General features: G+C 69.6%; 18 protein-coding genes. 5 read left to right on the top strand and 13 right to left on the bottom strand.

Going from position 1 to position 22,350, the window contains the following annotated elements:
* Window positions 1-8 precede the first annotated feature (8 nt).
* The 4 genes from AB8M46_RS18020 to AB8M46_RS18005 all read right to left on the bottom strand — a co-directional run bounded on the left by AB8M46_RS18020 (window position 9) and on the right by AB8M46_RS18005 (window position 4,737).
* Entirely contained in the window at window positions 9-893 is an 885-nt protein-coding gene (locus AB8M46_RS18020) for an ABC transporter permease (protein ID WP_394360806.1), read from the bottom strand.
* A gap of 73 nt (window positions 894-966) precedes the next feature.
* The gene (locus tag AB8M46_RS18015; protein WP_073847580.1) at window positions 967-2,172 is read right to left on the bottom strand and encodes an ABC transporter substrate-binding protein; all 1,206 of its coding nucleotides are present in this window, start codon (window positions 2,170-2,172) and stop codon (window positions 967-969) included.
* 28 nt (window positions 2,173-2,200) lie between these two features.
* Window positions 2,201-3,295 (bottom strand): ABC transporter ATP-binding protein, encoded by a 1,095-nt coding sequence (locus tag AB8M46_RS18010; RefSeq protein WP_394360907.1) that lies wholly within the window; start codon window positions 3,293-3,295, stop codon window positions 2,201-2,203.
* Window positions 3,296-3,315: 20 nt separating this feature from the next.
* On the bottom strand, window positions 3,316-4,737 hold the full coding sequence (locus tag AB8M46_RS18005; RefSeq protein ID WP_394360805.1) for a gamma-aminobutyraldehyde dehydrogenase: 1,422 nt from the start codon (window positions 4,735-4,737) through the stop codon (window positions 3,316-3,318).
* Window positions 4,738-4,895: 158 nt separating this feature from the next.
* Between AB8M46_RS18005 and AB8M46_RS18000 the strand changes: the two genes are divergently transcribed.
* Window positions 4,896-5,639, top strand: a complete 744-nt coding sequence (locus tag AB8M46_RS18000) for a FadR/GntR family transcriptional regulator (RefSeq protein WP_037331950.1) — start codon at window positions 4,896-4,898, stop codon at window positions 5,637-5,639.
* Window positions 5,640-5,671: 32 nt separating this feature from the next.
* Window positions 5,672-6,406, top strand: a complete 735-nt coding sequence (locus AB8M46_RS17995) for a cache domain-containing protein (protein ID WP_394360804.1) — start codon at window positions 5,672-5,674, stop codon at window positions 6,404-6,406.
* On the opposite strand, the gene AB8M46_RS17990 is transcribed toward AB8M46_RS17995, so the two are convergent.
* Window positions 6,390-7,877: a PucR family transcriptional regulator gene (locus tag AB8M46_RS17990; protein WP_394360803.1), complete on the bottom strand. Its 1,488-nt coding sequence runs from the start codon at window positions 7,875-7,877 to the stop codon at window positions 6,390-6,392. The two genes, AB8M46_RS17995 and AB8M46_RS17990, sit on opposite strands and share 17 nt — an antisense overlap.
* A gap of 110 nt (window positions 7,878-7,987) precedes the next feature.
* On the opposite strand from AB8M46_RS17990, the gene gabT reads away from it, so the two are divergent.
* Window positions 7,988-9,319 carry a 4-aminobutyrate--2-oxoglutarate transaminase gene (gabT, locus tag AB8M46_RS17985; protein ID WP_394360802.1) on the top strand — a complete coding sequence of 444 codons (1,332 nt, stop codon included), beginning with the start codon at window positions 7,988-7,990 and terminating at the stop codon, window positions 9,317-9,319.
* A complete protein-coding gene (locus AB8M46_RS17980; RefSeq protein WP_394360801.1) occupies window positions 9,316-10,746 on the top strand; it encodes an aldehyde dehydrogenase family protein in 1,431 nt (476 codons plus the stop codon). Before gabT ends, AB8M46_RS17980 begins: the two co-directional genes overlap by 4 nt.
* A 39-nt stretch (window positions 10,747-10,785) precedes the next feature.
* Here the strand turns inward: AB8M46_RS17980 and AB8M46_RS17975 are convergent, their stop codons facing one another.
* Window positions 10,786-11,547, bottom strand: coding sequence for a helical backbone metal receptor (locus AB8M46_RS17975; protein ID WP_394360800.1), 762 nt, complete (start codon window positions 11,545-11,547; stop codon window positions 10,786-10,788).
* Complete coding sequence (locus tag AB8M46_RS17970) at window positions 11,544-12,953, bottom strand: RNB domain-containing ribonuclease (RefSeq protein WP_350594568.1); 1,410 nt, start codon at window positions 12,951-12,953, stop codon at window positions 11,544-11,546. Before AB8M46_RS17970 ends, AB8M46_RS17975 begins: the two co-directional genes overlap by 4 nt.
* A gap of 134 nt (window positions 12,954-13,087) precedes the next feature.
* On the opposite strand from AB8M46_RS17970, the gene AB8M46_RS17965 reads away from it, so the two are divergent.
* Window positions 13,088-14,053 carry an AAA family ATPase gene (locus tag AB8M46_RS17965; protein WP_125695573.1) on the top strand — a complete coding sequence of 322 codons (966 nt, stop codon included), beginning with the start codon at window positions 13,088-13,090 and terminating at the stop codon, window positions 14,051-14,053.
* A gap of 85 nt (window positions 14,054-14,138) precedes the next feature.
* Here AB8M46_RS17965 and AB8M46_RS17960 read toward each other — a convergent pair whose 3' ends face one another.
* The 6 genes from AB8M46_RS17960 to AB8M46_RS17935 all read right to left on the bottom strand — a co-directional run bounded on the left by AB8M46_RS17960 (window position 14,139) and on the right by AB8M46_RS17935 (window position 22,347).
* The gene (locus AB8M46_RS17960; RefSeq protein WP_007035345.1) at window positions 14,139-14,336 is read right to left on the bottom strand and encodes a hypothetical protein; all 198 of its coding nucleotides are present in this window, start codon (window positions 14,334-14,336) and stop codon (window positions 14,139-14,141) included.
* Between the two features lie 34 nt (window positions 14,337-14,370).
* Window positions 14,371-15,534: a hypothetical protein gene (locus AB8M46_RS17955; protein ID WP_394360799.1), complete on the bottom strand. Its 1,164-nt coding sequence runs from the start codon at window positions 15,532-15,534 to the stop codon at window positions 14,371-14,373.
* A 93-nt stretch (window positions 15,535-15,627) separates the two neighbouring features.
* Window positions 15,628-16,626, bottom strand: coding sequence for a C40 family peptidase (locus AB8M46_RS17950; protein ID WP_037331962.1), 999 nt, complete (start codon window positions 16,624-16,626; stop codon window positions 15,628-15,630).
* A gap of 4 nt (window positions 16,627-16,630) precedes the next feature.
* Entirely contained in the window at window positions 16,631-17,227 is a 597-nt protein-coding gene (locus AB8M46_RS17945) for a hypothetical protein (protein ID WP_037331963.1), read from the bottom strand.
* A gap of 3 nt (window positions 17,228-17,230) precedes the next feature.
* Window positions 17,231-19,396, bottom strand: coding sequence for a magnesium transporter (locus tag AB8M46_RS17940; protein WP_394360798.1), 2,166 nt, complete (start codon window positions 19,394-19,396; stop codon window positions 17,231-17,233).
* Window positions 19,393-22,347 carry an ATP-binding protein gene (locus AB8M46_RS17935; protein ID WP_394360797.1) on the bottom strand — a complete coding sequence of 985 codons (2,955 nt, stop codon included), beginning with the start codon at window positions 22,345-22,347 and terminating at the stop codon, window positions 19,393-19,395. Before AB8M46_RS17935 ends, AB8M46_RS17940 begins: the two co-directional genes overlap by 4 nt.
* Window positions 22,348-22,350: the final 3 nt, after the last annotated feature.

Genomic DNA, 22,350 nt, shown 5'->3' with positions numbered 1-22,350 from the left:
GCACGCTCCTACAGGTTGTCCAGCGCGCCCGTGCGGCGCACGGCGGCGAGGTAGGCGAGCATGATCACCACGGGCACGGTCGCGACGGTCGCCGCGAACGGCAGGTTGTTGGCCGCGCCGATGTTGTCGTAGACGACATTGCCCAGCATCTGCGACGTGCCGCCGACGATCTTCACCGCGATGTAGTCGCCCAGCGACAACGAGAACGTGAAGATCGAGCCGGCGACGACGGCCGGGAAGGTCACCGGCAGCACCACCGAGCGGAACGTGCGGAACGGCCGGGCGCCGAGGTCGCTCGCGGCGTCCACCAACGAATTCGGCAGCCGCTCCAGGCCCGCGCAGATCGGCAGGATCATGTACGGCAGCCAGAGGTACGACAGCGTGATCACGGTCGCGAGCACGCCGTAGCCGGGGGTGTCGAGGCCGAACGGGTTGAGCAGCCAGTGCAGAACCCCGTTGCCGGACAACATGGTCCGCCACGCGTAGGCCTTCACCAGGTAGCTCGCCCACAGCGGGGTCATGACGGCGATCACCAGCAGCCGCCGTGCCCTGGGTGAGGCGAATTTGGCCATGTAGAACGCCATCGGGAAGGCGATGATCGCGGTGACCACCGTGACCAGCGCGGCGATCCCGACCGTCCGGAGGGTGATCGTGCGATACACCGCGTCGCTGAACAGGGTGACGAAGTTGTTCAGCGACCACTCGGTCACGACCTGGCCGGTGAAGACGTCGGTGCTCCAGAACGCGGTCACGAACAACGCGGCCAGCGCGCCGAGGTAGGCCAGGCCGAGCCACAGCATCGGCGCGGAGAGCAGGATTCCCAGGCGCAGCTTGGGTTTGCGGTACAGGTAGGCGGAGGCTTTCCGCCGTGGCGAGTCAAGGGTGGTCGTCATCTTCTTCCGCCTTGAGATGGGACCGGGAGCGGCCGGCGTGGGGGGCCCACCGGCCGCTCCCGGAGTCGGGAGGTCAGCCCTTGATCTCGGTCCAGGCGCGGGTCCACTCGCCGTAGTCCTTGCACTTGACGTCGGTGCGGCCGTCGAGGCACTGCGTGATCGGCGTCGTCCAGTACTGGATCTTCGAGGCGTACGCGGCGTCACCGGCGTGGTAGGTCTCGCAGTGCTTCTTGTCCTTGGTTTCGGCGCACGCCTTCGGGTTCGACGGCGATTCACCGAAGTACTCGGCGACCTGGGCGTTCGCCTTCGGGCTGACGATGTGGTTCAGCCACTTGTAGGAGCACGTCTTGTGCGGCGACTTCGCGCCCACCATCCAGGTGTCCGACCAGCCGGTCGCGCCTTCGGACGGCAGCACGGACTCGACCGGCGCGCCCTCGCTCTTGGTCAGGTTCACCGTCACCTGCCAGGCGGTGCCGACGACGGCGTCGCCGCTCTTGAGCGCCTGGCTTTCCTTCAGGTAGTCCGACCAGTACTCCCCCACCATCGGGCGCTGCTGCTTGAGCAGATCGACGGCGGCCTGGAACTGCTTGTCGTCCAAGGCGTACGGGTTCTTGATCCCGAGTTCGGGCTTGTGCGTCTGCAGGTACAGCGCGGCGTCGGCGATGTAGATCGGCGAGTCGTAGGCCGAGATCTTGCCCTTGTACGGGCTGTTCGCGTCGAACATGACCGACCACGACGTCGGCGCCGGGGTCACCTTGTCGGTGCGCCAGGTGAGCAGGTTCGCGCCCCAGCCATGCGGCACGCCGTAGGAGACATTGTTGACGCTGTTCCACGGGCGGTTCTTGAGGAAGTCGAAGACGTCGGCGTAGTTCGGGACGAGCGCCGTGTTCACCGGTTCGACGTCGCCGGACGCGATGAGCCGCAGCGAAGCGTCACCGGAGGCGGAGATGACGTCGTACTGTCCGGTCTTCATCAGGCTCACGGCCTCGTCGGAGGTGCCGAACGCCTTGACGTTGACCTTGCAGCCGGTCTCCTTCTCGAAGCCGGTGACCCAGTCGACGGCCGGGTCGTTGGAGCCGTTCTCCGCGTAACCGGGCCAGGCCAGCACGTTGACCTGGCCTTCCGGCTGGCCGAGCTGCGCGAGCGCGTCGAGCTTCGGCGGGGTGAACCCCTGTCCGCCGGGCGCGGCGGCGGTCGAACTGGATCCGGACGTTCCGCAGGCGGCCACGAGCAGGCCGGCGCCGAGCAGGCCGGCGAGCGCGAGTTTCCTGTTCTTCATTGAACAACCTTTCGGTACAGGGGGAGAACTAACCGGCTTCGGGGACGCGGAAGCTGTGTTCGTGCCGCCAGCTCAGGCGGACGCGGCCGCCTTCGAAGTCCGCGGGTTCGGCGGTGTTCTGCCGGACCACGGAGAGCTGGCCACCGGCGTCGAGCGTGACCTCGTAGCGCACGGTCGCGCCGGCGTAGACGGTGTCGGTGACGGTGCCGGTGGCGCTGGTCTCGCCGACCTCGGCGGATTTCGAGAGATCGGCGTCGATGCGGATCTTCTCGGGGCGGATGCTGAATACACCGGGTTTGCCGATGATGTTCTCGGCGCCCCCGCCGCTGAGCAGGTTCGAGGTGCCGACGAAGCCGGCGACGAACGCCGTCGCGGGCCGCTCGTAGACCTCGACCGGTGAGCCGACCTGTTCGATGCGGCCGGCGTTGAACACCGCGATGCGGTCGCTCATCGTCAACGCCTCGTCCTGGTCGTGGGTGACGAAGATGAAGGTGATGCCGACCTCGCGCTGGATCTGCTTCAGCTCGGTCTGCATGGTGTGGCGCAGTTTCAGGTCGAGCGCGCCGAGCGGTTCGTCGAGCAGCAGCACCTTGGGCCGGTTGACCAGTGCCCTGGCGAGCGCGACCCGCTGCCGCTGGCCGCCGGAGAGCTGGTCGGGTTTGCGCTCCCCGAACTCGCCGAGCCGGACGGTGTCGAGAGCCTCCTTCGCGCGCTGACGGCGCTCCGCGCGAGGGACGCGTTTCACCCGGAGGCCGTACTCGACGTTCTGCTGCACGGTCATGTGCGGGAAGAGCGCGTAGTCCTGGAAGACGGTGTTGACGTCGCGGTCGAAGGGCGCGAGGCGGCTGACGTCGCGGCCGTGGAGTTCGATCGTGCCCGACGTCGGGAGTTCGAAACCGGCGATCATGCGGAGCACGGTCGTCTTGCCGGAACCGGACGGGCCGAGCATCGAGAAGAACTCGCCGGGCGGGATGTCGAGGTCGACGCCGTCGACCGCGTGGACCTGGCCGAACTCCTTGCGCAGGCCGCGCAGCCGGATGGCCGGATTGTCGCCTCCACCTGCGGAAGTGGTAGCAAAGGTCCCTTGCTCCCCCGCGGCGGCGGTGGGCGCTTGATGAGGCATGGCGTGCCTTTCGGTGGTCGTCACAGCGCGCTCATCACGTGCTTGACGCGGGTGTAGTCCTCGAGGCCGTAGAGCGAGAGGTCCTTGCCGTAGCCGGACTTCTTGAAGCCGCCGTGCGGCATTTCGGCGACCAGCGGGATATGCGTGTTGATCCACACGCAGCCGAAATCGAGCTTCCCGGCCAGCCGCATCGCCCGCTGGTGGTCGGTGGTCCACACCGACGACCCGAGCGCGTACTCGACGCCGTTGGCCGCGGCGAGCGCTTCGGCTTCGGTCTCGAAGCGCTGCACGGTGATGACCGGGCCGAAGATCTCCGTCTGGCTGATCTCGTCGTCCTGGCGGACGCCGGAGATCACCGTCGGTTCGTAGAAGTAACCCTCGTCCCCATACCGCTTACCTCCACAGTGGACTATCGCGTGCGCGGGCAGCCGGTCGACGAAACCGGCGACGCGGTCGAGCTGGGCGACGTTGTTGAGCGGCCCGTAGCTGACCGACGTGTCGTCGGGCTTGCCGGTGGTGGTCGCCCGCGCCTGCCTGGTGAGAGCCGCGACGAAGGTGTCGTGGACTTCGTCGGCGACCAGGACGCGCGTCGCCGCCGTGCAGTCCTGGCCCGCGTTGAAGTAGCCAGCGGCCGCGATACCTTCTGCGGCCGCTTCGATGTCGGCGTCCGCGAAGACGACTACGGGCGCTTTACCGCCGAGTTCGAGGTGTACGCGCTTAACGTCCTTCGCGGCCGAAGCGGCGACTTCGATCCCGGCTCGCACGGAACCGGTGATGGACACCATCGCGGGGATCTCGTGCTCGACGAGCACCCGCCCGGTCTCGCGATCGCCGCAGATCACGTTGAGCACGCCAGGGGGCAGGAATCCGGCGCAGATCTCGGCGAAGAGAAGCGTCGACGCGGGCGTCGTGTCGGCCGGTTTGAGCACCACGGTGTTCCCCGCGGCGAGCGCGGGCGCGATCTTCCAGACCGCCATGAGGAGCGGATAGTTCCACGGCGTAACCTGCGCGCACACGCCGATCGGTTCTCGGCGGACGAAAGAGGTATGTCCTTCCATGTACTCGCCCGCCGACCGTCCTTCGAGGACACGCGCGGCCCCCGCGAAGAACCGCAACTGGTCGACGATCATCGGCAGTTCTTCGGCCGCGGTGAGCGCGACCGGCTTGCCGGTGTTCGCCGATTCGACGAGGACGAGGTCGTCCGCGCGGGCTTCGACGGCGTCCGCGATCTTCAGCAGCGCGAGCTGCCGCTGCGCGGGTGTGGTCTCGCGCCAGGTTTCGAAGGCGGCTGCCGCGACCTTGAGCGCGCGATCGACGTCTTCGGGGCCGGCGACGGCGGCGGTGCAATACGGGCGGCCGGTGACGGGATCGACGACGTCGGCGACCTTGCCCGACGCGGATCCGGTGTACTCACCGCCGATGAAGTGCTTCAACTGCTGCACGAGACCTCCAGGGGCCTGGTGGCGTGAGGTGGTAGCAAAGGTCCCCTGCTCCCTTGTGGGGCGGCGCGGGAGCTAAAACATATAAGTCCATAGGTTAAATGACAAGACGATGGTGCAAGATTGGTTCCATCGGGTAGCGGTACGGGCGAAGGGCCACCATGCGTAAGGGGATGTCGCACAGCGCGCGATCAGCGATGTTCGCTCCGCTCGACCAGATCGGCCGGGCGGAAGCGGTCACCTCGCGGCTGGTCGACGCCATCACGCTCGGGCTGCTGGCCGATTCGGAACAGCTGCCGAGCGAAGCCGAGCTGGCCGCCCAGTTCGGCGTCTCCACCGTGACGGTCCGCGAAGCGCTCGTGGCCTTGCGACAGCAGGGTCTTGTCGAGACGCGACGCGGCCGAGGCGGCGGAAGCTTCGTGAAGACGCCTGCCAACCCTTCGGCCGCTTCGTGGCGAGAGCGCCTTCGCACGGTCTCGCTGTCCGAGCTTCGCGACGTCGGCGATCACTACCTCGCCATCGCGGGCTCGGCGGCCAAACTCGCCGCCGAGCGGAGTTCGCCCGAAGACATCGAGCGGCTCGAACTGGCGACCGAGGACATCCGCACCGCCACCGGCGCGGAAGCGTCGCGTGCCGAGCGCCAGTTCCATCTCGAAGTCGCCGCGGCCGCCCAATCGCCGCGGTTGACCAGGGAAGAAGTGCAGTTGCAGAGCGAACGTGGTGGTTTGCTGTGGCTTCCGCTCGAGCCGCACGGCACCCGCGAGAACGCCTACGCCGAACACCGCGCGATCGCCGCCGCCATCGCACAGGGCGACGGCGAGCTGGCCAGGAAGCTCACCGAGGAGCACATCCTCGAAGCGATAGACCGGCTGGCGGACGTGCATTTAGACCTTCTGGCCCCTTAAGCTGCGACATCCGCGCATCCGAGGTGAGCATCGTGAACGACACACCGTCCGCCGGTTCCGAGGTCGTCGAACAGGTATCCGCCCTGGTCGAAGACGTCTTCGGCCGGCTGAAGCCGGTACTGGCCGGCGCCGAGGGGCTCCTGGCCGCATCCGCCGATGCCACCGCGGAAGACCTGACCCGTCTCCGGCCGCAGGTCTTCGAGGTCCTCGGCGGCCTGGTCGTCGGCGCCGGGTTCATCAGCGCGCCGAACGCACTGGCCGATCAGGAATTCGGCTTCGAATGGTGGACCGAGACCGGCGACGCCGAGCCGGCGCAACTGGTCATCAGCCTCGATCCGGACAGCGAGAACTTCCTGGACTACACCCGGCAGTCGTGGTTCACCGTCCCGCGTGACACGGGCCGCCGCCACATCAACGGCCCGTACGTCGATTACCTCTGCACCGACGAATACACGCTGACCTTCACCGCGCCCGTCCAGCGCGACGGGGCCTTCGCGGGCGTCGTCGGCGCGGACATCTACGTGCGCGAGGTCGAGCGCCTGCTGCAGCCGAAGCTGCGCGCCCTCGGCGGCCGCGCGGCGCTGGTCAACGCGCAGGGCAGGGTGATCGTGTCGAACAACGCGCGGCAGGCGACGGGCTCGCTGGTCCGCGAGGTCGACGTCCCGGCGTGGTGGTCCGCCGGCGCGGAGCCGGTCACGACGGAGACCGGCGCTCAGCTGCGCCGCTGCGGGGACTCGCCGATCGCCTTGGTCAGGTCCGAGCGCTGACCTGCAGCGCGAGCCAGAATTCGGCGCGCACGCCAGGGGAATCGAGGTCGCGGCCGGTGAGTTCGGCGACCTTGCGCATGCGGTTGCGCAGGGTGTGCCGGTGGACGCCGAGCCGCGCGGACGCCAGATCCCAGTGACCGTGGTGTTCGAGCCAGCAGGTCAGTGAGGCGACCAGTTCGCCTCGGCCGGTTTCGTCGTGGTGCCGTAGCGGCGCCAGCAAGCTGTCCGAAAAGGCTTGCGCCGCTTGGGAATCGACCAGGCTGAGAAAGCCGCGTCCGGCATGGTCGGCATAAGGGACGAACTCCACTCCCCTGGCTTTCGCCACACCTGCCGCCTGTTCGGCTTGGCGGGCACCGAACGCGAACTCGGCGATGGCGACGACTTCCGAGGAGCCGCCGTGCATTCCACCGACCCGTCCCGCGAGCCGCACCACTTTCTCCGAGACGCGGGGATCCGCGATCGTCACGGCGATCACCGCGGAACCCGAGTGCGCGAAGAACACCTCGTTCGACTCGGTTTCCGCCTCCAGCAGAGCGTGAAACGCCTGCCTCGTCCCTGGCGGCCCCACGAAGGCGTGGACTCGCCAAGGCGCGTCCGGCGCACCGCCCCAGACGGTGGAAAGGACACTCATCACGAGCTCGTCCTGACCGCCCACCAAGAGGTCGAACAGACCTGTGCGCAAGTACCGAAGAGCGGCCACGTGCTCACGATTCCGTTCCAGCGCTAGAGAAAGTAGCGAGACCGCGGTGTTGACGATGTGCTGACCCGCGGCATCCAGCGAGCCGGCTGTCCCGACCACGAGTACGCCACGCGCCCGAGTGTCGAGCGTCTGCAGCACCACCTCGTCCTCCCCCACCGCCGTCACGAGCGTGCCCGCACGCAGTCGCGCGAGCTCTTCGCGGACCTCGTCGGCAAAAGGACGCGCCGACGATGGCGAGGCTTCGGTGACCCGGCCCGCCGAATCGAGCAGGAGCACCCAGCCATCGACCAGCTTCGCCAGTTTCCGCACCACCCCGCCAGGGCCACCTTTGCCGACGGCGGTCCTCGTCAGTTCCTGCTGCCCCTTGCCGGTGCGCACGAGCGACGCGTACTCGTCCGCGGCGACCGCACGGGATACCGCGCGCGTGATCGCGATGAACGGCGTCTTCTTCGGCACTTCCAGAACCGGGAGCCCGACCTCGTCCGCAGTGTCCACAAGGGACTGAGGAATGCTCTCGTGACTGAGGCCGACCCCGAATCCGAGCCCCGCCACGCCCGCGTCGACCAGTCGCCGGATGTACCCGGGTGACGTGGTCTCATCGAGGGCGAGACCGGTGGTCAGCAGCAGCTCACCCCCTTCGAGGAAGGCCTGCGGATCGGTCAGTTCGGTGGGATGGACCCAGCCGATCGGCCGGTCGAGCGCCGCCTCGGCCGCGCGCACCCGCAGGCCGAGCGAACGTTCGGCCACGAGCGCGGCGAGGGTCAGTGCCATGTTGTCCAACTCTACGCCTCGATATCGACAAGATGTCGAGCTGACGGCGCCGGGCGCGGCTCCCATCCTGGAGGGCGACCCCCGTCCCTCGCGTCCGCAGGAGTTTGGCCGTGACCGCCACCACCGCAACGCAGCGCAGGCTGCGCACCGAGATCCCCGGCCCCGCCTCGCGCGCCCTGCAGGAACGACGCGCGGCCGTCGTCGCCGCCGGCGTGAGCTCGGTGCTGCCCGTCTACGTCACCTCGGCCGAAGGCGGCTTGCTCACCGACGCCGACGGCAACGTCCTGATCGACCTCGGTTCCGGTATCGCGGTGACCAACGTCGGCCACGCCGCCCCCGCCGTCGTGGACCGCGTCCGCGAGCAGGCCGGTCGGTTCACGCACACGTGTTTCATGGTCACGCCGTACGAGGGCTACGTCGAGGTGTGCGAAGCGCTCGACAAGCTGACGCCGGGCACGCACGAGAAGCGTTCGGTGCTGTTCAACTCCGGCGCCGAAGCCGTCGAGAACGCGGTGAAGATCGCCCGCGCCGCGACCGGCCGCCAGGCGGTCGTCGTGTTCGACCACGCCTACCACGGCCGCACCAACCTAACGATGGCGCTGACCGCGAAGTCCATCCCCTACAAGCACGGTTTCGGCCCGTTCGCGCCCGAGGTCTACCGGGTGCCGGGGTCGTACCCGTACCGCGACGGCCTGTCCGGTCCCGAGGCCGCGCGGATCGCCATCGACCGGATCGAGAAGCAGATCGGCGGCGACCAGGTCGCGGCGGTCGTGCTGGAGCCGGTGCAGGGTGAAGGCGGTTTCATCGAGCCCGCCCCCGGTTTCCTTCCCGCGCTTTCCCGCTGGTGCACCGAAAACGGTGTCGTGTTCGTCGCCGACGAGGTGCAGACCGGCTTCTGCCGCACGGGCGAGTGGTTCGCGTCCACCCACGAAGAGGTCGTGCCCGACCTGATCGCCACCGCCAAGGGCATCGCGGGCGGGCTGCCGCTCGCCGCGGTCACCGGCCGCGCGGAACTGCTCGACGCCGTCCCGCCGGGCGGCCTCGGCGGCACCTACGGCGGTAACCCGATCGCGTGTGCCGCGGCGCTCGGCTCGATCGAGATCATGCGGCAGGAGAACCTCGCGGCGTCGGCGAAGCGCATCGAGGACACGGTGCTGCCGCGGCTGCGCGCGCTGGCCGAGGAGACCGGCGTGATCGGCGACGTCCGCGGCCGCGGTGCGATGCTGGCCGCCGAGTTCGTGAAGCCGGGCACCACCGAACCCGACGCCGACCTGACCAAACGCGTCGCGCAGGCCTGCCACCAGGCGGGCGTCGTCGCCCTCACCTGCGGCACCTACGGCAACGTCGTCCGTCTGCTGCCGCCGCTGTCCCTGTCCACCGAACTGCTCGAAGAGGGCCTGTCCGTCCTCGAGCACGCTGTCCGCACGGAGGCTTCCAAGTGACCACCTTCCCTTACTGGGTAGCCGGAAAGCCGGTCACCAGCGACGAGACCGTCGTCGTCCGCCACTCCTTCGACGGAAGCGAGGCCGGGTCGCACCACGTTCCGTCCACTTCGGACATCGAAGCCGCGGTCCAGGCCGCGCACGACGTCCAGGACGAGCTCGCGACGCTGCCCGCGCACGTCCGGGCGGGCGCGTTGGACCACGTGTCCCGAGTTTTGGGTGAGCGGTCCGAAGAGATCGCGCAGCTGATCACCGCCGAGTCCGGTAAGCCGTTGAAGTGGGCTCGCGGCGAGATCGGGCGCGCGGCGTCGACGTTCCGCTGGGCCGCCGAGGAGGCCCGCCGGTTCTCCGGCGACCTGCAGCGGCTCGACACCGACCCCGGCGGCACCGGACGGCTCGCGCTGGTGCGCCGCGTGCCGAAGGGCCCCGTGCTGGGCATCACGCCGTTCAACTTCCCGCTGAACCTGGTGGCGCACAAGGTCGCGCCGGCGATCGCGGTCGGCGCGCCGATCGTGCTCAAGCCGGCGCCCGCGACGCCGCTGACCGCGTTGCTGCTCGGCGAGATCCTCGCCGAGACCCAGCTGCCCGCCGGCAGCTGGTCGATCCTCCCGGTGAGCAACGAGGAATCGGCCAAGCTGGTGGCCGACCCGCGCCTGCCGGTCGTGTCGTTCACCGGTTCCGTGCCGGTGGGCTGGGGGATCCGGGACAGCGTGCCGCGCAAGCACGTCGCGCTCGAACTCGGCGGCAACGCCGCGGTGCTCGTCTGTCCTGATTGGACGGACCTGGACTTCGCGGCGCAGCGGATCGCGACGTTCGCGATGTACCAGGCCGGTCAGTCGTGCATTTCGGTGCAGCGCGTGTACGCGCACGCCGACGTCTACGAGGAACTTCAGGCCAAGGTATTGGAGCAGGTGCGCGCGCTCGGGACCGGCAACCCGCGCACCGACGGCGTGGACGTCGGGCCGCTGATCAACACCGCCGCCGCTTCCCGGGTGGAATCGTGGATCACGGCGGCGGTCGAAGCGGGCGGCGAGCTGCTGACCGGCGGCAAGCGTGACGGCGCCACCGTCGAGCCGACAGTGCTCACGAACGTGCCGGAGGACGCGTCGGTGATGGCCGACGAGGTCTTCGGGCCGGTCGTGTCGATCACCCGGGTGGACTCGGTGGAAGACGGCGTGCGCCGGATCAACGACTCGCGTTTCGGTCTGCAGGCGGGCGTGTTCACGCGTGACCTACCGACGGCGTTCGACGTGTCCGCGAAGCTGCGGGTCGGCGGCGTGCTCGTCGGCGACGTGCCCAGCTTCCGCGCCGACCAGATGCCCTACGGCGGCGTGAAGGACTCCGGTGTCGGCCGCGAAGGCCCGGCGTCGGCGATGGCGGACTTCACCGAAGAGCGCGTCACCGTCCTGACCGGCCTTACCCTCTGACACCCCGCATTTAGTCCTCTGGATGCGCTATGACCGCATTCAGAGGACTAAATGCGTGAGGTGGGCGTGGGCTTCGACGAGCGAAGGGCCGTACCAGGTCAGATAGCGGCCGGAGACCAGGACGTGCTTCGCGCCGGGGAACGCTTCGGGACCGTCGTCGGCAGTGAACTCGTAGGGCTCGTCGGGCAACACGAGCAGGTTCGCCTCTTCGGCCGCGAAGCGCGCTTGGAGCTCGTCGAGCTTCGGACGCGGGTAACGCTCTTCGTGGTCCGCGTAGACGTTGCCGATTCCGACGCGACGCAGCACGTCACCGCCGAAGGTGTCCCGGCCGAGCACGATCCACGGCTTCCGCCAGACCGGCACGACCGCGCGGAAGCGCTCCGGCGACGTCTCCCGCCAGATCTCCTCCGCCTCGACCAGCCACTCCGGCTCGGCGAGGTCGTAGGCCTGCGTCAGGATCCGCCGGATCGAGGCGAGCGCGCTGGGCACGGTCGCCGACGCCTCCATCACCCAGACCGGGATTCCGTTGGCGCGTAAGCGTTCCACATCCTCCGGCCGGTTCTCCTCGGAGTTGGCCAGCACCAGATCCGGTTCGAGTTCGAGCACCTTGTCGACGTTCGGGTACTTCGAGCCGCCGACCCTCGGGACGTCCAGATCGACCGGATGGGTGCAGTAGTCCGTCGCGCCCGCGAGCCGTCCCGGCGCGCTCACCTCGACGGCCTCGGTCAGCGACGGCACGAGCGAGACCACCCGCGACGCCGGTTCGCGCAGCGGGACCACTTCGCCGAGGTCGTCGATCATGCCCGCTCGAACGACAGTTTCCGCTTGTCGACGTCCACCGCGGTGAGCCGGACGCGGATCCGCTCACCTTCCGGCAGCTTCTCGCCCGTGCACTTGGACATCACCGGCGGATCCTCGACCAGGATCTCGGCCTTGGTCTCCTCCGCGCGCAGCACGATCGCGCTGAACTCGCCGCCGATGTGCTCGGCCATCACCCAGACCTCGACCTGGTCGATGGTGGCGCGTTCGACCTTGGCCGCCAGCGTGTCGGACGCCGACATCTGTTCGGGCACCTCCGAAAGCGCCGCGCGAACCCATTCGGGCACTTCGCGGCCGGCGCTCACCGCGAGACAGATCTCGGTGGCGAACCGGTCGACCAGCCGCCGGATCGGCGCGGTGACGTGGGCGTACGCGCCGCCGATCCCGGCGTGGGTCGTCAGCTCCGGCAGTTCGCCGTCGAACGCGGTGTACCCGGCGCCGCGCAAAAGCCTTGTGGTGTCGGCGAAAAGCGCCATGGACGCGGGCTGCCCGGGGTCGAGCGCGGCCAGGAACTCCGACACGCTCTTGCCCTCCGGCCAGTCGATGTTCAAGGCCTGCGCGGACCGGCCGAGCCATTCGACCGCCTCGGGATCGGGCTGCGGCAGCGTGCGCAGGACACCGATCTTCGCGTCGATCATGATCTTGGCCGCGGCCATGCCGGTGAGCAGCGAGATCTCGGCGTTCCACGCGTCGACGTCGTTGCGCGGCCGCTGGATCAGCGCCCAGCCGCCGTCGGGATCGCCGCTGATCTCCTGCTCCGGCAGCTGCAGTTCGACCGCGCCGCGCCGGATCGCGAGCTCGCGCCGCAGGCGGCCCAGCTCCGGCAGCGCGGCGACCGAGGGATGCGGGTCGCCCGCGTCGATCGCGGCCTGGACGGTCTCGTAGTCGAACTGCGCGGTGGACCGGACCAGTGCCCGGCGGACCTTGGTCGCCGTCGGCTCGCCGTGCGCGTCGACGTCGATGGTCCACAGCACGGCGGGCCGGGTCTCCCCCGGCAGCAGGCTCGCCGCGCCCTCGGACAGCACCGGCGGGTGCAGCGGCACGTTCCCGTCGGGCAGGTAGAGCGTCTGCCCGCGGCGGCGTGCCTCCTTGTCGAGCGCACCACCCGGCGGGATGAACGCGGCCAGATCGGCGATCGCGTAGTGGACCCGGAAGCCGCCGCCGTCGACGCGTTCGATCAGCACCGCCTGGTCGAGGTCCTTGGCGCCGGGCGGGTCGATGGTGACGAAGGGCAGGCCGGTGGCGTCCTCGCGTTCCCCGGCCGACTCGAGCGGGTCGACGACCGCCGCCTCCGCCTCGGCGAGCACGTCGGGCCCGAACGACTCCGGCAGCGCGAACTCGGCGCGCAGGTGACCGAAGTCCCCTCCCGCCGCATGTGTCCTGATCACGAGTGGAGGCACCACCCAACCCTATCCCGATCCGGCGCCGTTGATCGCCCGTTCGGGTGCGGGCCGGTCGGGTGTACGTTACGGACCGAAATGAAAACCGATACCCTTTTCAAAACGACAGGAAGGGCCGTGGCGTGAAGATCGCGTTCGTCGGGAAGGGCGGCAGCGGCAAGACCACGCTGGCGTCGCTGTTCACCGCGTACCTGGCAGGCGACGGGAAACCGGTACTGGCGATCGACGCGGACATCAACCAGCACCTCGCCGTCGCACTCGGCGCGAGCGAGGAAGAGGCCATCGCGTGGCCGACGCTGGGCGACAACATGGGCCTGATCAAGGAGTACCTGCGCGGCGACAACCCGCGGATCGCCGACGCGGCCTCGATGATCAAGACGACGCCGCCGGGGCGCGGGTCACGGCTGGTCCGGCCGTTCGAGGACAACCCGATCTTCGAGGCGTGCTTCCGCGACTTCGGCGGCGTGCGGCTCGGCGTCACCGGGCAGTTCGACGAGGACGACCTCGGCGTCGCCTGCTACCACTCCAAGGTCGGCGCGGCGGAACTGCTGCTGAACCACATGATCGACGACGCGGGCGAGTACGTGGTCATGGACATGACCGCGGGCGCCGACGCGTTCGCGTCCGGGCTGTTCACGCGGTTCGACGTGACGTTCCTGGTGTGCGAGCCGACCGTGCGCAGTGTCGGCGTGTACCGGCAGTACGCCGACTACGCGCGGGACTTCGGGGTGCGGCTGGTCGTCGTGGGCAACAAGGTGACCGAGGACGAGGACATCGAGTTCCTGCGCGAAGAGGTCGGCGACGCCCTGCTGGGCTGGATGGAGAACTCGCGGCACGTCCGCGCCGCCGAACGCGGCCGCGCGCGCCCGATCGGCGAACTCGAGGCGCACAACCTCGGGACGCTGGGCTCGATGCTCGCGACCGTCGACGGCGAGCGGCGCGACTGGGCCCGCTATCAGCGGCAGGGCGTCGAGTTCCACCTGCGCAACGCGCGGGCGTGGGGCAGTGGGCGGGCCGGCGAAGACCTCACGGCCCAGGTGGACCCGGAGTTCGTGCTGGGACCGGCCCTCGCCGGTCAGGACGCCTGATTCGATCACGTGAGCGCGGCCGATCGGTCCAGGTGGTCGTGAGTGGCGTTTCGGGTTAGAACCCGAAACGCCACTCACGAGCGGGTCAGTCGCCGTTCCACTTGGCGTCTTCGGCGTCGGCCTGCTTCGTGCGTTCCTTGGCGATTTCCAAGGCGCGCCTGGCCGTCGCCTCGTCCGGGTACGGGCCGAGGAGGTCGATGCTCCGGCCGCGTTCCAGGTGCTCGACCTGGTTCGTCTTGGTGTTGAAGTACCAGCCCTGATCCGGGTTCGGGTCGCTCGACATACGCCAAGCCTGACATCACCGGGACGTCCTGTCATCACTTGCGATAGCGGTAGGGGATCTCCGTGGGATCGCCGGTCGGGCCGAACTCGCCACCCTCGGGCTGATCCACCTTCGAACTTTCCGGCACGTTCTCGGCGAGCTCGTCGAACCAGCCCCGGTGCATCGGCACACCACGCGGCGGAGTCACCGGTTCCGGCGCGACGGGAATCCCCTGCGGGGGTGACGCCGGCATCGCGGCCGACGGCGGCGCCGTGACCGGCGGGTCGGGTGGGCTCACGGGCGGCTCCGGCTCTGCCTGGCTCGCCGCGGCGGGTGGCACCTCCGGAGTGGCCGGAGGGGCACTGACCGGCGGCGGCTGCATCCGGCTGGGCTGGGGCAGCGGAGGCGGCGCCTGGGACACCGGCGGCTGGGTCGGGGGTGCCTGGGACACCGGCGGCTGAGGCGCGGGCGCCTGCTGAGAAGCGGGCGCCTGGGGCGCGGGAGTCTGAGGCGCGGGCGCCTGGGGCGCAGGGGCTTGCGGTGCGGGCGCTTGAGGCGCGGCAGCCTGCGGAGCCCCGTGATTGCCCGGCAACGGCGGAGCGGGCGGCCCGGCAGGCGGCGCGACCGTTCGCCACACCGGCGCGGGTCCGATGTTCATCGGCGCCGGAGCGCGCGGCGGCTGCCCGGTCGCGGGCGGCGCGGCCTGCGAAGGCGGCGGAGGCGCCTGGCGCTGCGAAGGCTTCGGGATCGGGTCCAGGCACGAGACGAGCACAGTGGTGTTCGCCGGATCTTCGACCTTTCGCCCACTGCGCTCTCGGTAGATCATCTCGCCTTCGGTGTCCATCTCGACCAGGTAGCCGGCCTCCGCCAGCTGCTCTTCGTCGAGGTCGACGAGCTTTTCGTAGCGCGACGGGACGACCCGGTAGATCGGCCAGGCGAGCCTGCCGTTCTCCTGGTGGAACTGCGCCAGCAACGCGGCCATCTGCTGCTGCCAGGGCAGCGACATCCCCTCGGCCAGCGAACGCGGCAACACGACGTAACCGGGGTCGACACCCGGCCAGCCCTGGTTCAGCTGATCGGCCAGCGGCGTGCTCGACGCCGGCCGCGCCGCCTGCCGTGCGGACTGGGCGGTGCCGAAGAGATCGCGGGGATCGACCTCCGGGCCGTTCCCCGCCGCGGGCTTGCCTCGCCTTCCGAATTTCCGTGCCACGTTCTTCATCCTCTGCCAGTGTGCGGCCGCTCGCCGGTGGACAGGCCGCCACTTCGGGTGAATCGGATGGTCCCGCGATCGCGATACCACGCTTTCACCATGCTAAACGCCAGGACGGACCGCCTGCGCGACCACTTCGGCCTCGTCGAAGGAGAAGTCGCGGATGTGCACCGGCACCCCGGTCTGCTGCGCTTCGACGATCTTGCCGTCACCCAGGTACATCATCACGTGGTGGATGGTCGCCGGGTTCGACGGCACGGTGGCGAGGAACAGCAGGTCACCCGGCTGCGCCTGACGCACCGGCAGCATCGCGCCCGCCTTGTACTGGTCGCGGGAAACACGCGGCAGGATGATCCCGGCCGATTCGTAGGCCCGCAGCATCAGCCCGGAGCAGTCGTAGCTGTTCGGACCGGTCGCGCCCCAGATGTACGGCTTGCCCTGCTCGGCGAGGGCGAACTTGATGGCCTGCGCGGCCGCCTGGCTCGGCGGCACGACACTGCCGACGCTCGTCCCGCAGCCGACGACGTCGACGATCTGGCCCTCGTTCTGCACGAGGAGCGCCGCCATCGGCTCCCAGTTGTGGTACCGGTCGGGGAACCCGGACCGCTCGACGCGCTGGGCGGCGTCGCCGGGCCGCATGTTCTCCCAGTCCGGCACCGCGAGCAGCACGTCGAAGAACTTGTTGACCTGGTACGGCGGGTCGGTGACCTGCGCGACGGTGCCCCAGCCCATCGACGGCCGCATCTGGAAGATGCCGAGCGAGTCGCGGTCGCCGTAGGTCAGGTTCCGCAGTTTGGACTCGGTCATCCCGGCCTGGATCGCCACCTGCCACGCGCGCGGGGACAGCGTGCGCTGCTTGCCGATCGAGATGATCAGCGCGACGATCCCCTTCTGTTCCTCGTCCAGCTTGCTGATGTCCGAAGAACCGCGATCGGTCTGCCCCGGCAGGGTCGGCCCGATCGACGCGTCGCAGGAGGTCTTGACGACCCCGCCCGACTGCGCCTCGACATGGTCGGTCACCACCTTGGTGACCGTGCTCGTGGTGACCACCGCGGCGAAGACCGCGGCGATCAGCACGCCGACGATGATCCCGATCTTCATCGGGTCAGCCCGCTTGGGTGTACTTGGTGACCCGCCATCCCGGGTTCGTCTTGACGACGGTGACCCGGACCTTGGGCCCGTCCGTCGGGACGTCGACCTCCATCGACCCGGTCACCGAGGAGGCGACTTGCGGCTCCCCAGTCACCCTGGTCGCGGTGATGTTCGCGGGATCCACCGAGGTCATTTCCCCGGCGAGGTACTCCTCGGTGGTGTACGGCTTCAAGCCGTTCAGCCACTGCTCGGTCGTCGTGCCGTCGGGATGATTCGCCCATGCCGTCACCCACTCCTTGGCGACCCGGACCCCGTCCTGGTCAGGTGGCGCGGAAGACGGCGGCGGCTGGGTGGTGAGCCTCGGCGGCAAGGTCGACGTCACGGTCACCGGCGCCGCGACGCCGGTTCGCGAGGTGGTCGTCGCCGAAGCACCCGGCCCGTTGGCCGTCTGTCCCGGTTTTCCGATGGCCTTGGGCAGCAGGATGCCCAGCGCGGTGAGCACCACCGCGAGGATCACCAGCGTGCCGATGAGGTGCCGGGGCGAGCGCAGCGGCCAGCCCCACAGTCTGCGGTAGACCGCGGTACGGCCGCGGTTGGTCCGGATCGGCATGGGTCACCGGCCCACTGCGTGGTCTGTGTCCCGGACTTCCTCGCGGACCTCCAGCCCGCGCGACGGCCGGTACAGCACGAAGACCGGCTTGCCCGCGACGACTTCGGGGTCGACGCGACGCGGACGCGGCGTCGACGGCCCCGCCTGCACCGGAACGGCGCCCGAGTAGTCCGGGGTGGTGTAGCCGCCGCCCGCGGAGTTCATCCGCGACGGCACCACGACCGGCTCCGGTTCGTCGCTCCAGCGCCGGTCGGCGACCGGCGAGGTGTCGACCCGGCGGCTCGGGACCTGGATGGGGCCCCGCCCGCCCGAGGTAAACATCGAGTCGCCCGGATTGCCCGCGGACGGGTTGTACTGGCCGAACACCGGGACGCCTCCGCCCCCACCGGCGGGCAGCGCGGGCAGGCCGCCGCCACCGCCGACCGCGCCCGGCCACGGCGCTCCCGACCACGCCGCCGCGGGGCGGATGGCGCCGGAACCGTTGTCGAGCCGCTGGGAGCTGGCGAAGATCGTCGCCTCGGGCCGGAACCGTCCGCCGCCGACCGTCGCCCCCACGGGACCGCGAAGGTCTCCGTCGACGACGTCGTCGGTGTCGCGGACGTTCTGCCAGAACGCGTCCTGCGGGGTCGGTTCGTTGTTCTTCTTGCGGAAGCGGGAGAAGAGCCCGCCGCGCGGTGAAGGCATCGCGCCGCCGACCATGCCGACGGACATCTCGACCATCTGCCACAGCCGCCGCACGGGGCGCCCGACCATGAACAGCAGCACGGTGATGATGGCCGCCAGCGCCATCTTCGTCAGCAGGGACAAGGAGTTCCCCGCGGTGAAGATCGCCTCCAGCAGGAGCGTGTGCACTCCGGCCAGCACCGAGAGCACCATCAGGTTGAAGGCGACCGCGCCGACCACCTTGAGGATGCGCTGCATGATCTGCGGCTGCAGCAACGCGATCAGGCCGATCAGCGGAGCGGTCAGCACGAAGATCCGGATCAGGACCTGCGCGAGCAGCACCGTCGCCTTGGCGAGCAGCTGGAACAGCGAGTAGAAGATCCCCTGGCCGAGCGAAAGGAATCCGGCGCCGACGCGGCTGCCGTCCTCACCGGTGAAGTAGCCGGTCGCCGGGCCGAGTTTGGTGGAGATGTCCTTGAACGCCGCCTTCTTGGAGTCCACCAGCGCGGCGTCGGCGTCGCCACCCTGCTGGATCTGGATCCTGGTGAAGGCCCGCGCGTCCAGGAGGGCCGGACCGTACTGGAGTGCCTGCGGCGAATCCGGCGTGCCGAACTCTCCCCGCAGCCAGTTGTCGTAGACGACCCGGCAGTGCAGTTCCGTCGGGACCCGGTCCCACGGCTGGCGCGCCGCGACGGCCTCCGGGGTCGCCTGACACGGCTGTGCCGCGGGCGGCTGCGGCGGGGTCGGCGGCGGGTTCTTGGCTTCGTCGATGAACCCGGCCTGGATGTTGGTCGTGGTCTGCACGATCGCGTTGTCAATGGGATCGATGAATCGTAGGAGCGCCAGGGAGGACGCGGCCAGCCAGACCGCGGCCAGTCCGTACAGCGCCCGTTTGCTGACCGCCGCGAGATCGCCGCGCCAGATGTTGCGGAACAACATGATCGACATGATCAGCGCGGCCAGGCCGAACAGCTGGGCGTAGATGTTGTTGAAGACCTTGTCGGCCCCCGACTTGACGGCGTTGTACAACGGGCTGAGCAAGCTGCCCTGCAACACGGTGTAGTGCAGGGAGTTCGTGGCACCGACGATGTTCTTGCCGATGTTGAACAGCTGGTTGCCCGCCCAGGTGTCGATCGTCGAGTTGGGCGACGTGATGCCTGCCAGCGGGCCGCAGTCGGTTTCGAACGTGTCCCAGACGTGGCCGGCGTACCCGTACACGTTGTACGGACTGCCACCCTCGCCACGGGCGATCACGGATGGGTCGAGCGCGCCGACCATGCCCGCGCCGGGGCGTTCCGGGTTCGGTGCCTCACCACAGGCCGCGGCCGACGCCGCCGGAGCGGTCGCCACGGCCTGCAGGCCCAGGATCAGCACGACGACGAACATCGTCGCCCGGCGGCTCGGTCTGGTCTTACCGGGCCGCGGCCCCTCTTTCAGGCGGCGGCGCAGCGCGTGCCAGCCGGCGGCGAACGCGAGCACGAACGCCAGTGTCAGCACTGTGTTCATGCGGCGTCCCTGCCGGTGCCACCCTTGCCGGCGCGCGCGTGCTCGCCCTGACTCCCGTTCCCGTTGTGTCCATTTTGGACAGCGCCTTGCACTTCTCCGGTTTCGGCCGCCAACGGGTCCGGGGCGCCGAGCATCTGCTCATCGGTGAGGCCGACCTCGAGTTCGGCCGCGAGCTCGAGGTCTTCTTCGAGCTCGAAGTCGTCCTCGGGCGGTGTCGGGACGTACTGCTTCTCCTCCGGGACCGCGATCTCGTTGCCCGGCTTCGCCGGTTTGGCGTCGGGCGAGCCCGGCGTGGTGTCCATGACCCGGCGCAGGTGTTCCAGGTGCGGGCCGGAGAAGTCGACGCGGATCCGCTCCACGCCGCCGGCGCCGTCACCGAAGATGAACTGCCGGGGCTCGACGTCGCGCTGGATGTCGCGTTGCGAACCGGGACGGCGGCCCAGCGCCGCGACGACCTGTTCGTAGCCGACGCCGACCGGGACCTTCAGCAGGCGCAACGCGTCGGCCTGGGCGTCGTCGTCGTCGAGACGGCCGACGAACACCGAGTCCAGCAGCGCCACGAAACCCTGGATCTTCAGGAAGTCCGCGGGGATCTGCGAGGACAGCAGCACCCGGACGTTCCACTTTCGCGAGTCGCGGGCGAAGCGGTTCATCAGCACGCGACCGGTCGGGACCTCGGAGAGGAAGAACGCCTCGTCGATCCAGACGCCCTTGCGCAGTTCCTTCGGCTTCTCGTAGACCGACCGCTGCGTCAGCCACGCGGCGAGGTTCAGCATCTCGACGCCGAGCGATTCCGCGTCCGTCCAGTACTCGCGCGGGACGCCGTCCTTGGGCAGGGTCAGCCCCGCCATGGTCAGCACGGTCATCCGGTCGTCGCGGGTCTCGGAGTACGGGTCCGCGTCGGTCTCCGGGATGAGCAGCGCCATCCGCTCGCGCATCTCGTCGAGGAAGTCCGCGACGACGACGGCGTGCTCGTGGTGCTCGCTGGAGTCCCGGCGCAGCGCGTCGATGACCTGGCCGGGGTCGGCGTCGAACCGGCCGCCGACCGCGCGGACGGCGCGCAGCAGCACGATCCGGGTCTGCGCCATCCGCGAGACCTCGTACGGCAGGACACCGGTGAGGACGTCGAGCACGAGACGACGGCGCGTCGCGCCCGCGAGGGCCTTCTCCCGCCGCCAGGAGCGCTCGGGGTCGTCCTCGTCCATGAAGTGCTCGATCTGCGGCTCGGCGACCACCCGGTACGGGTTGAGGATGCCGGGCTGCGCGTTGAGCAGGTTGATCGGCCGCGCGTACGGACGCAGCTCGGGCAGGTCGCACAGCCGTGACAGCGGACCCGAGGGGTCTAGGATCGTCCAGTGCGCGCCCGCGCGGAGCGTCTTGTAGACGATGCCGCCACCGAGGAACGACTTGCCGCCACCGAGGCCGGCGACCATCGCTGTCAGCCCGGAACCGTCGCGGATCTCCTGCGCCATCCACGGGTCCCACGCCACCGGGCGCCGGGTCGCGGTCACGGTCTCGCCGAGCAGGATGCCGCGGCGGTCACCCACCTCGGCCGTCGCCGTCGGCACCGCCGAGGAAGCCCACACGACCGAACCGCGGCGCATGTACGCCGCCGAGGCCAGTGGCTCGCCGGGGATGAACTCCCTGGCCAGCGCGTACTGCGCCTCGGGATGCTCGACGGCGATCTTCGGCTTGTAGAGGTCGAGAAGCTGTTGGGCCAGGCGCAGCGCGTCGCGCTCGGTCGGCCCGGACACCGCCAGCCGCCACCACGAACGCACGCGGGTGGCCAGCGCGGTGAAGCCCGACGTCATCTCGTCGTCGATCTCCAGCACCCGGCCCGCCTGGCGCGCCAGCGACTGCGGCGGCTCCAGTTCGTGCTCGTCGGTGTAGTGCTTGACCTGCGAACGCACCTTGTTCATCTGGCGCTGCAGCTCGCCCGCGACCTCTTCGGGGCGCCGGACGTAGATCCGCGCGGACACCTCGACCGCGGCGGGCAGCCGGTCCGCGTGCTGGATCCAGGGGTCGTCGACCTCGGGGATCTGCAGGCCGTGCATCTGGCCGACGGTGAGGACCGCGAGATGCCGCGAGACGCCGGCGTTCGACCCGGTGCGGCCGCGGACGGTGACCGTCGGCGCGTACGGCTCGGCGTGGAAATCCGCCGCGTCGGTGAAACTGGCGAGATCCTCGGGCTCCCAGGCGGCGCCCGGGACCGCGGGCATGTTGCGCGGCGCGGGCAGGCCCAGCGAGCACGAGCGGTGCATCAGCCAGGACATCTCCTCGGCGTGCACCGGACGTCCTTCGAGCCCGGCGGAGCCGATCACCTGGTCGAGATGCTCGACCTCGGAGTCGAGCGCGGCCAGTTCGGCGTCGACGGCCTCCGGCAGGATCTTGCGCAGCACCGGGGCGGCGCTCTCGACCGCGCGGTCGATCATCCGCCGGGTCTGCACCTGGACGCCGAGATAGACCTCTTTTTCGGCCATCGAGCGGCCCATCAGCTGCTGCTGCTCGCCGATGAGATAGTCGTCGAAGGACAACGCGCCCTGGACGTCCTGGGGACGGCCGACGGCGTTGTGCACGTGGGCCTCGGCCCACATGCGGATCGGGTACGGCCGGTTGGTCACGCGCAGGTGCAGCCAGCGGCCCTGGAGCTCCGCGTACTGCCCGGCGATGGCCGCGATCAGGTCGCGGCGCTGCGAGTCCGACCGGAACGACCAGCGCTGCGGCGCCAGCCGGTACCAGGCGTACACCTCATAACCGGTGCGTAACAGGTGCCCGTCGATGCTTCGCGCCGCGATCGACGGGGTATACGAGGGTATCGCCGCCTCTCCGGGCAACCGCCTCCCCTTGCCGGCCTTCTTGGGCTGCGCGGAGCGGACCTGCTGGGGCGGGTTCCAGGCCCCTTGCTGCAGGTCTCGATCACGTTTTCCTCGGCTTCCGCCGCGACCGAACAACGA

It is taken from the genome of Amycolatopsis sp. SB7-3 (genome assembly GCF_041021335.1).
GTDB classification, from domain to species: Bacteria; Actinomycetota; Actinomycetes; order Mycobacteriales; family Pseudonocardiaceae; genus Amycolatopsis; species Amycolatopsis japonica.
The sequence above is the reverse complement of the archived record's forward strand: the minus strand, read 5'-3'. Positions and strand labels throughout refer to the sequence as shown.